Here is a 2,706-nt window from a genome sequence, read left to right as displayed (position 1 = left end):
ATACGAGTTGATGTACGGCGCGAAGATCGGCATCAGCGCAGGCGTGTATTTCTGCAGTCCGGCGAGATAGCTGCGGAACAGCGGCGACACGTTGCCGTTTGCATCGCTGAACAGGTTGCGCCCGGTTGCCGGATCCGCGAGGCTCTGATGCACGTGCATCGCCGAGCCCGGCTCGTTTTCCATCGGCTTCGCCATGAAGGTCGCGTACATGTTGTGCCGCAGCGCCGCCTCGCGCACCGTGCGCTTGAACAGAAATACCTGGTCGGCCAGGCTCAGCGGATCGCCGTGCATGAAGTTGATCTCCATTTGCGCGGCGCCGACTTCATGGATCAGCGTCTCGATGTCGAGGCCCTGAATGTCGCAGTAGTCGTAGATATCCTCGAACAGCGGATCGAATTCGTTGACCGCCTCGATCGAATACGACTGGCGGCCCGTCTCCGCGCGCCCGGTGCGGCCGATCGGCGGGCGCAGCGGCAGGTCGGGATCGGCGTTCACGTCGACCAGGTAGAACTCCAGCTCCGGCGCGACGACCGGCTTCCACCCTTTCTCGCGATACAGGTCGAGCACGTGGCGCAGCACGTAGCGCGGCGAGATCTCGACCGGCGAGCCGTCGAAGTGCACGCAGTCGTGGATCACCTGCGCAGTCGGATCGACCGCCCACGGGATCAGGCAGATCGTCGACGGATCGGGCACGCAGACCATGTCGGGATCGGTCACGCCGGTCAGCGTGCCGTCTTCCGGATACTCGCCGGTGACGGTCTGCACCATCACGGCCTGCGGCAGCCGCATCGATTCGCCGGACTCGAACTTGTTGCGCGGAATGATCTTGCCGCGCGCGATGCCCGCCATGTCGGGAATGATCGCCTCGACCTCGGTGATGCGATGCTGGCGGAGGAATTCGTCCAGTGTTGGCTGCATGATCGGCCTTTTTCAATCGACGGCATGCGTCGGGCCGCCGCGCGCGTCGCGCGGCGGAGGACGAGTTTGCCTGGAGCAAACGAGACCCGCGACGCTAGGGCAACAGCGACGCGCTGCCGTCGCATTGAACCGCGCTGAATACGCGCGCAATCACGAGGTTGAAGCGGCGCAAACCGCGGCGGGACATGACGGTGAAACGGGCGGGGCCTGGGCGGGCGAACCGCGCGGCACACTCAACGTGCCGGACCGGTCCTGCAGGATGGGGCGCGCCCGCCGCCGGACTTCGCGTCCAGCGTATCGAGGAGCTGGCGGCTTTCACGATCGTACTCGACAGATTGTTGTGAAGATTGACCGTGTCGAGTCGGGACGAGGTCGGCTCGGGCCGCGATGCGACACGTCAGCCAGCCGTCCTGTAACGAGGCGCCGGCGTGCGAGGCGCCGCCGGCAAGCAAGATTGCGCTGCCATGATGCTCATGACGGCTTGCTAACATTTAGCTTATATCACCGGAAAACGGCGTCAATTCGGTTTCCCGGCGGCTTGCCCCGGATTTACCCTGAGCAAGCCGCGGGTCGCGTCGGCCGGCCTCGTCAGCGTGCGCGTCGGCGGGTTGCCACGGCGCACGGGAAAACGATCGGCATGGTTCCTTCGGCCTGTGCGTGCCGACGCCCTTCAGCCCTTCAGCCCTTCAGCCCTTCAGCCCTTCAGCCCTTCAGCGATACGCCAGCGCGGTTTCGACGAGCGTCCCGAGCAGCGGCACGACCTGCGCGGCACGTGCATCGTCGTAGGCGTACGGACGCGTTTCCTCCATGTACGTGATCTGCGACAGCTCGAGCTGCACGGCCTGCACGCCGGCATCGGGCACGCCGTAATGACGCGTGATATAGCCGCCCTTGAAGCGGCCGTTCGCCACCGCCGTGAATCCGCCATGCGCCTTCACGCATTCGGCGAGCGCCTCGGCGAGGCCCGGCGCCGCGCTCGCGCCGTTCGCGGTGCCGAAATTGAAGTCCGGCAGCCGGCCGTCGAAAAAGCGCGGCACGTGCGAGCGGATCGAGTGCGCCTCCTACACCAGCACACGGCCATGCTCCTGTTTCAGGCGCGCAATCTCGCGCTCAAGCGCTTCGTGATACGGCCGCCAATAGCGCTCGCGGCGGCGGGCGATCTCGCCGGCGTCCGGCGCGCCGCCGGCCGGATAGAGCGGCGCCTTGTCGAACATGTCGACCGGCACAAGCCCGGTCGTGTCCTGTCCCGGATAGAGGTTCTCGTCGTCGGGCGGCCGGTTCAGGTCGATCACATAGCGCGCATGCGACGGCGCCAGCATCGATGCGCCCAGCGCGACCGCGAATCCGTACAGGCGTTCGAGGTGCCAGTCGCAATCGTCGACGAAACGCGCGTCAGGCGTCATCGTCGCCGCGATGTCGTCGGGAATGAACGTGCCTGCGTGCGGAATCGAGATCAGCAGCGGCAGCGTGCCCTGCTTGAGCGTGATGACGGCCGGTTGATGGCTCATGTCGGTTCACCGTGTTCGATGCCGCGGCGTGGCTTGCGACACGCCGCGGCGTTGCGTTTGTAGGATTAGCGAAGCAGTTGCGCCAGCGCGGCGCGGTAATCGGCATAAGCAGCGGCCTCGTCGCGATGGCGGCGATCGCTGACGACACGCACGCCGCCCGTATAGACATCCCGCACCGGCGTTGCGCCGTGCTCCGCGAATACGACGCCGGACAGCCACGACGCGCTGTTATGCTCGGCGATCGCCGGATGATCCGGATCGAGCACCAGCCAGTCGGCGC

1 protein-coding gene and 2 pseudogenes are annotated in these 2,706 nt (G+C 66.0%); all 3 read right to left on the bottom strand.

Going from position 1 to position 2,706, the window contains the following annotated elements:
- Positions 1 to 918, bottom strand: a 918-nt coding sequence (locus KH616_RS23845) for a glutamine synthetase family protein (RefSeq protein ID WP_292253543.1), incomplete at its 3' end; no start/stop codon positions are given.
- A 710-nt stretch (positions 919 to 1,628) separates the two neighbouring features.
- A pseudogene (gene hutG, locus KH616_RS23840) lies at positions 1,629 to 2,426 on the bottom strand (N-formylglutamate deformylase).
- Positions 2,427 to 2,491: 65 nt separating this feature from the next.
- Positions 2,492 to 2,706 (bottom strand): annotated as a pseudogene (locus KH616_RS23835) (formimidoylglutamate deiminase); the annotation flags it as partial.

The sequence above is a fragment of the Burkholderia sp. genome (assembly GCF_018375725.1).
Classification (GTDB): domain Bacteria; phylum Pseudomonadota; class Gammaproteobacteria; order Burkholderiales; family Burkholderiaceae; genus Burkholderia.
This window is presented reverse-complemented; position numbering and strand designations above follow the sequence as displayed.